The organism is Cellulomonas sp. EB106-03-03-XG116, assembly GCF_058792015.1.
Genome location: NZ_JBYTEP010000003.1, coordinates 157,552 through 164,091, shown reverse-complemented (window position 1 = coordinate 164,091; position 6,540 = coordinate 157,552). Strand labels below are relative to the sequence as shown.

At 78.1% G+C, this 6,540-nt stretch carries 7 protein-coding genes; 5 read left to right on the top strand and 2 right to left on the bottom strand.

Features of this window, described 5'->3' with window-relative positions; translation table 11 throughout:
- Nucleotides 1-778, top strand: a 778-nt coding sequence (locus AC3WUG_RS02785) for a M15 family metallopeptidase (RefSeq protein ID WP_492326247.1), incomplete at its 5' end; no start/stop codon positions are given.
- A gap of 16 nt (nucleotides 779-794) precedes the next feature.
- Here AC3WUG_RS02785 and AC3WUG_RS02780 read toward each other — a convergent pair.
- Nucleotides 795-1,670, bottom strand: a complete 876-nt coding sequence (locus tag AC3WUG_RS02780; RefSeq protein ID WP_492326246.1) for a formate/nitrite transporter family protein — start codon at nucleotides 1,668-1,670, stop codon at nucleotides 795-797.
- A gap of 121 nt (nucleotides 1,671-1,791) precedes the next feature.
- On the opposite strand from AC3WUG_RS02780, the gene AC3WUG_RS02775 reads away from it, so the two are divergent.
- A complete protein-coding gene (locus AC3WUG_RS02775) occupies nucleotides 1,792-3,447 on the top strand; it encodes a diguanylate cyclase (RefSeq protein WP_492326245.1) in 1,656 nt (551 codons plus the stop codon).
- Between the two features lie 46 nt (nucleotides 3,448-3,493).
- On the opposite strand, the gene AC3WUG_RS02770 is transcribed toward AC3WUG_RS02775, so the two are convergent.
- Nucleotides 3,494-4,087, bottom strand: coding sequence for a DinB family protein (locus tag AC3WUG_RS02770; RefSeq protein WP_492326244.1), 594 nt, complete (start codon nucleotides 4,085-4,087; stop codon nucleotides 3,494-3,496).
- 114 nt (nucleotides 4,088-4,201) lie between these two features.
- Here AC3WUG_RS02770 and AC3WUG_RS02765 point away from each other — a divergent pair, with 114 nt between their 5' ends.
- The 3 genes from AC3WUG_RS02765 (at nucleotide 4,202) to AC3WUG_RS02755 (ending at nucleotide 6,537) form a co-directional block, all read left to right on the top strand.
- Nucleotides 4,202-4,969 (top strand): hypothetical protein, encoded by a 768-nt coding sequence (locus tag AC3WUG_RS02765; RefSeq protein ID WP_492326243.1) that lies wholly within the window; start codon nucleotides 4,202-4,204, stop codon nucleotides 4,967-4,969.
- Nucleotides 4,970-5,114: 145 nt separating this feature from the next.
- Nucleotides 5,115-5,852 carry an ANTAR domain-containing protein gene (locus AC3WUG_RS02760; protein WP_492326242.1) on the top strand — a complete coding sequence of 246 codons (738 nt, stop codon included), beginning with the start codon at nucleotides 5,115-5,117 and terminating at the stop codon, nucleotides 5,850-5,852.
- A 127-nt stretch (nucleotides 5,853-5,979) separates the two neighbouring features.
- Nucleotides 5,980-6,537, top strand: coding sequence for a flavodoxin family protein (locus AC3WUG_RS02755; protein WP_492326241.1), 558 nt, complete (start codon nucleotides 5,980-5,982; stop codon nucleotides 6,535-6,537).
- Nucleotides 6,538-6,540: the final 3 nt, after the last annotated feature.

Genomic DNA, 6,540 nt, shown 5'->3' with positions numbered 1-6,540 from the left:
TCAGGCGCCATTTCTCGGGGGCTCGGAGAGGGGGAGAAGAGACAGGCCCGGTCCCTCGGCCCCGGCCGTGCTGCCCGACCTCCGGCCGACGGACGTCACCGACCCCGGCGCCGCCCGCGGGCCGCTCGCGCTCCCGGACACCCCGGCGCCGCCCGCCGCGCTCGTGCCGCCCGCCCGCGTCGGCCTGGACCTCGGCCTGCACCCGACCGACGACGCCGGGAGCGTCTGGGTGGTGGTCAACAAGGCGCTGCCGATCACCCCGGCGGACTGGGCGCCCGGGGCGCTCGTGACCGTCGCCGGGTACCAGGTCCGACCCGAGGTGGCCGGGCCGCTCGAGCAGATGCTCGCGGCCGCGTCCGCCGACGGGGTCGCGCTGACGCTCCGGAGCGCGTTCCGCTCGTACGACGACCAGGTCCGGGTGCACGCCGACCTCGTCGGGCGGGTCGGCCAGGCGCACGCCGAGGAGGTCAGCGCCCGGCCCGGGCACAGCGAGCACCAGACCGGCCTCGCGGTCGACGTCGGGAGCACGGCGCGCCCCGACTGCGACTTCCAGGACTGCTTCGGCGACACCGCCGAGGGCCGGTGGGTCGCGGCGCGCGCGGGGGAGTTCGGGTTCCTCGTGCGGTACACCGCCGCCAACCGCGCGGTCACCGGGTACGCGCCGGAGGGCTGGCACCTGCGCTGGGTCGGCACCGACCTGGTGGCGGAGCTGGAGCGCCGGGGCGTCACCACGCTGGAGGAGGCGTTCGGCCTGCCCGGCGGCCCGGACTACCGCTGAGCCCGGCGCGGCGCGCTCAGCGCGGGTCGTCGGGCGTGCTCGTCGCGCGGCCCTGCTGGCGGAGCCACTGCGAGTCGTCGTTGACGTACGCGTAGTAGAGCCCGATGAGCAGCCCGCCGCCGATGAAGTTCCCGATGAGCGCGATCGCCACGTTCCCGGCCGCGGCCCCGACGTCCAGGCCCTCCTGCAGGCCGACGATCGAGAACAGCACCGTGTTGGCGACCGAGTGCTCCAGGCCGAGGAACGCGAAGATGAACACCGACGTGATCATCACCAGGCACTTGGTCAGGTCGTCCTTGATCAGCCCGTTGTAGACGAGCAGCATCGCCACGTTGATGCAGAAGTTGCACAGCACCGCCCGGACCAGCAGGTCCACCCAGCCCGACGGCCCGTCGGCCACGTACGCGAGCTTGTGCTCGACCGACAGCACCATCTCGTCCAGCGGGGCGCCGTCGGTGATCGTCGACAGCCGCAGCAGCACCGCGACGAACAGCCCGCCGGCGAGGTTGCCGAGGTAGCAGAGCCCGAGCATCCGCAGCGCCCGCAGCCAGCTGGTGCGGCGGTGGTAGGCCCCGATCGAGACGATCATCATGTTCGAGGTGAGCAGCTCGGACCGCGAGTAGTAGATGAACACCAGCGCCCAGCCGAACACCACCGCGCCGACCAGGCGGCCGACCGGCCGGACCGACCCGTCCCCGATGCCCGCGAACGCGCCGAGCACGGCGTAGTACGTGGCGTAGAGCAGCCCGATCAGCACCCCGGCCATGGCCGCGCGCTGCAGGTAGCGCCGGGCGAGGCCGCCGGACATCGTCGTCTTGGTCTCCAGCACCTCCAGGGCGGTGCTGATGAACTGCTTGCCCGGGAACAGGGACTGCGGGTCGGCGGCGCTCACCGCGCCCAGGCTGCCACACCCGGACCGCCCGGGTGAAGACGGGCCGCGAGGCTCATCACCGCAGGTCGGGGGCCCGATGACACAGGAGACCCGCGATGGACCGCGGGCGGGACGAAGGACCATGACGGCCACAGCGAGCGACGCACGAACCGCACCACCCGCACCTCCCACCGACTGGGAGGCCGCGGTCGACGAGCTCGCCCTGCTCGCGGACTCCGACGCCGGGGCCTGCGTCCGCCGGGCGGAGGACCTCATCGCCGAGGCGGTCGCCAGCCGCGCCGGGGGCGCCGAGATGCGGCTCGCGTACTACGCCGCCGTCGCGCACCACGCGCTCGGCGAGGACGTCCGGGCCCTGGAGCGGGCGGTCCGCGCCGAACACCTCGCCCGCGAGCGCGGGGCGCTGGTGTGGCAGTCCCGCGCGCTCGCCCGGCAGGGGCTGGTGCACCACGACCTCGGCCACACCGAGGACGCCGTCGACCTGCTCACCCGCGCCGCCGAGCTGCGCCGCGAGGCCGACGACGTGGCGGGCACCGCCGACGTGCTCACGATCCTCGGGTCGGTCTACACGTCGATGCCGCACTTCGCGCCGCAGGCCGCGGGCGTGCTCACCCAGGCGCGCCGGCTCTGGCTGACCGCCGGGGACCCGGACCGCGCGTCGATCGCGCTGGCGAACCTCGCGCGCACCTTCGTGGAGACCAGCCGCCGGCTCGCCGCGGACAACCCGCGGGGCGCCCGCGCGTCCGCCCGCCGGGCGCTCGGGCTGGCGCTCGAGGCCGTGGACGAGTCCGACGCCGCCGGCCTCGTCCGGACGGCGGTCGACGCGCGCCTCACCGCCGCGGTCGCGCACCTGCTCGCGGGGGACCGCGAGGCCGCGGAGGGGGTGCTGGACGCGGCCGGCGCGATGCTGGCGCGGTTCCCGGCGGCGGGGCTGCGGCTCTCCCTGCACCGCATCCGCGCGGGCATGCTGCTGGACGGGGGCCTGCTGCCGGAGGCGGTGGCGGAGGCGCGCGAGGGCATGACCCTGTGCGACGCGCTGCGCCGGCCGGCCGAGCGCACCGAGCTGCTCCGGGTGCTGGCCGACGCGCACGAGGCGCTCGGCGACCCGGTGGCCGCGCTCGCCGCGCTCCGCGAGCTGCACGGGCTCACCGTCCGGCTCGGCGACGCGCAGGCCGAGCGGCGCGCCGCGCTGCTCGGCGCCCGGATGGAGGTCGAGCAGGCGGAGCGGCAGGCGGAGGCCGAGCGCCGGCGCTCCGAGGCGCTGGAGGAGAGCAACGCCCGGCTCGCCCACGAGGCGGCCCACGACGGCCTGACCGGCCTGGCCAACCGGCGCACCCTGGACACCCAGCTGGACCTCTGGACCGCCGAGCGCGGCGCCTTCGCGGTGGCGCTGCTCGACGTCGACCACTTCAAGCGGGTGAACGACACGTACTCGCACCAGGTGGGGGACGCGGTGCTGGTGCGGGTGGCGGCCGCCCTCCAGCACGCCCTGCGCCGCGACGACCTGGCCGCGCGGTACGGCGGCGAGGAGTTCGCCGTGCTGCTCGACGGGCTCACCGGCAGCCGGACGGTCGACGTGTGCGACCGGCTGCGCGAGACCGTCGCGGGCCTGGAGTGGGACGACCTCATGCCCGGCGCGCGGCTGACCGTGAGCATCGGCGTGGCCGAGCGGCACCCGGGGGAGCCGGTCGCCGACCTGCTCGCCCGCGCCGACGCCGCCCTGTACCGCGCGAAGGCGGCAGGGCGGGACCGGGTGCGGGTGGCGGACCCGGCGGCCTGACGCCCGGCGCCCCGGGCGCGCGTCGGCGCCCGCCGCGTCGGGCGCGTCAGCCCGCCGTGCCGCCGCCCGCCGCCGTGCGGGCCGCGTCCTCGACGCGCGCCCGGTACGCCGACCAGGCGTCGGCGTCGTGGAACGGCAGGTTCGGGTCGTCCGGCCGCGAGCCCACGGCGCCGTCGACGGTCTCGCGGAGGATGTCGGCGTGGCCCGCGTGCCGGGCGGTCTCCGCGACCACGTGGACGAGGATCCGGTGCAGCGTGACGTCCGCGCTCTCCGGGCGCCACCAGGGGACGCGGCCTGGCGCGTCGAGGGGCAGGGCCTCGATGGTGGCGTCGGCGTGCGCCGCCGAGAACGCGTGCAGCTCCCGGACCTGGTCCAGCGACTCGTCCGCCGGCACCCACATGTCGGCGTTGGGCTCGGCGTCGTCGGCGAACCACGGCAGCGCCCGGCCGTGCGGGCGGTCGAACACCTCGCCGAAGTAGTCGAGCTGGACGCTGGCCACGTGCTTGACGAGGCCGGCGACGTTCGTGCCGGTGGTGGTCAGCGGCCGGCGCGCGTCGTACTCCGACAGCCCGTCGAGCTTGGAGAGCAGGGAGTCGCGGTTCTCGCGCAGGTACCGGTGCAGCATCGCCTTGTCGTCCATGCGAGCAGTCTGCCGCCCGGGTCCGACACCCGCCGGGCCGGGGCGGGTCACCCGGACGGCGCAGACCGGCGTGCTCCGGGTGCGGGACGGCCACGCCGACCCGAGACTGACGACGTGACCGACCGGCTGCTCCTGCTCCGCTCCCTGGCGGAGGCCGTCGCGCGCTCGGGCCGGGGCGCCGGCTCGGGCCTCTGCCCGCCGGCCGTCGACCGGCTGTGCCGCGCCGCCGCCGACCTGCTCGGGGCGGACGGCGCCGCGCTGACCTGCGCGCCTGCCGGCGCCGGCCGGTACACGGCGTGCGCGACCGACGACGTCGCGGCCCGGCTCGCGGAGATCGAGGACCTGGTGGGCGACGGCCCCGCCGTCCGCGCCGCGCGGCACGGACGGACCGTCGGGACCGTGCTCGGCGCGGCCGCGCCCGGGCGCCCGGCCGACCTCCCGCCGGACGTCCCCGAGGTGCCGCCGGTGTTCGCCGTGCTCGCCGCGGACGCGGTGGACCCGGGCGCGACCGTCGCCGTGCGGGCGTGGCCCGTGCACGTGGACGGCCGGGCGGTGGCGGCGCTGACCGTGCACGGGCCGGCGGGCTCGGTCCCCGCCGACGTGCTCGCGGACGGGCAGGTGCTGGCCGACGCGCTCGGCCCGGCGCTGGTCGGCCCCGCGGTGGCGAGCGCCCCGGCGCGCGCCCGCCGGCACCGCGCGGTCGGCATGCTCGTGGCCCAGACCGGCCTGGCCCCGGACGACGCCGGGGCGCTGCTGCGGGCGCGGGCCTGGGCGGAGGACGTCGCCGTGGCGGACCTGGAGGACGCCGTGCTCGAGCGACGCGCGACGTTCGCGGGCGGCGGCGCCACGGACGCGGGACCCGGGGTCACCCGCCAGGAGTAATCAGCCGCCGCCCCGCAGGATCGCGGGACGAATCGGGCATCTCGCCCCGGCCCGGCGTGCCACGATGTGGCTGCGCGCCGTCCGCGCGCGACCGGTGACGGGGCTCGGCGAGGAGCCCCGCACGTGCTGCCCAGGGGGACGGACGATGGCTGAGGTGTGTGCGGTGTGGCCGGGCGCGGAACCCGCGCGCAGCGTGCTGGCGCTCCTGGACGACCTGGTGGGCCTCGTGACGGCGCGGACCGGGGGCGCCGCCGAGGGCGCCGTGCACGCCCGCCGGCGCGGCACCGACTGGCTGATCGCGTCCACCGGCGACCGGCTGACGCGCTCCGGCGCGGCCGTCGACCACGCGGGTCCGTGGCGCGCGGCCCTCGGCGCCGGTGCGCCGCTGGTGCTGCCCGACCTGCGCGAGGACGCCGGGCGGGCCGGCCGGGCCGGCGAGCCGTGGCGGGCCGCCGCGCTGCGCGCCGGGTTCCGGGGCGTGCTCGCGCTGCCGGTCCCGCTGCACCGCGGCGGCACCACCGCTCTCACCCTCTACCTGGACGCCGCCGGAGCCTGCGGGCCCGAGGTGCTGCGCCGGGCCGGCGGCTTCGCGGGCGAGATGGCGTCGCTGATCGAGCTGCACAGCACGATCCCGGCGCGCGAGCCCGCGCTCTCCGAGGCCGAGGCGGCGCGGCGCACCCGGGCCTCGGTGGACCACGCCGTCGGCGTGCTCATGGAGGTGCGCGGGTGCGACGAGGACGAGGCGCGGCACGTGCTGGAGGTGCTGGGCGCCTCGCAGGGGCGGACGCTCGACGCGGTGGCCGCGTCGGTGGTCCGGCACGCCGTGCGCCCGGGCCGCGGCGGGCTCGGCGGCGGCTCCGCGAAGGCGGCGCGCCGCTCCTGAGCGCCCCTCGGGCGCCCGGCCCACCCGGGACCGTCGGCCCACCCGGACCCGCCGCGGCCCGCCTAGCGTGGCCGGCACGGGCGACGCACCGTCGCGCCGCCCGCCGCGGGGACCAGGGGAGGCAGCCATGCGCGCGCACGTCGTCTACGAGAGCCTGTTCGGGAACAGCCACGCCGTCGCGGAGGCGGTGGCGGCCGGCCTGCGCGCGGCCGCGCCCGGGGCGGACGTCGAGGTGGTCAGCGTGCTGGCGGCGCCGGACGCGCTGCGCACGGACCTCGTGGTCGTCGGCGGCCCGACGCACGCGTTCTCCCTGAGCCGGCCGGAGACCCGGCGCAGCCGGCCCGAGCACCTGGACGACCCCGAGGCGCGCCGGCGCGCAGAGGCGGAGCCGGGCGCCGACACCGGCCGTGGCGTCCGCGAGTGGCTCGGGGCGCTCGACACCGCCGAGGGCACGCCCGCGGCGGCCTTCGACACCCGGGTCGACCGGCCCGTCCCCAAGCGGGCGTCGGCGGGCATCGCCAAGCGCCTGCGCCGCGCGGGCTGCCGGGTGGTGCTCCCGCCGGCGGGGTTCCACGTCGCCGGGATGCACGGGCCGCTCGTCGACGGCGAGCTCGCCCGCGCGACCGCGTGGGCGGCGGACGTCGCCCGGGCCGCCGGGCTCACGGGCGCTCCCGACCCCGCCTGACCC

Excerpts from the sequence above, each read along its gene's own strand:
- AC3WUG_RS02775 (WP_492326245.1), top strand. The coding sequence starts at position 1,792 with ATGACGGCCACAGCGAGCGACGCACGAACCGCACCACCCGCACCTCCC.
- AC3WUG_RS02770 (WP_492326244.1), bottom strand. The coding sequence starts at position 4,087 with ATGGACGACAAGGCGATGCTGCACCGGTACCTGCGCGAGAACCGCGAC.
- AC3WUG_RS02760 (WP_492326242.1), top strand. The coding sequence starts at position 5,115 with ATGGCTGAGGTGTGTGCGGTGTGGCCGGGCGCGGAACCCGCGCGCAGC.
- AC3WUG_RS02755 (WP_492326241.1), top strand. The coding sequence starts at position 5,980 with ATGCGCGCGCACGTCGTCTACGAGAGCCTGTTCGGGAACAGCCACGCC.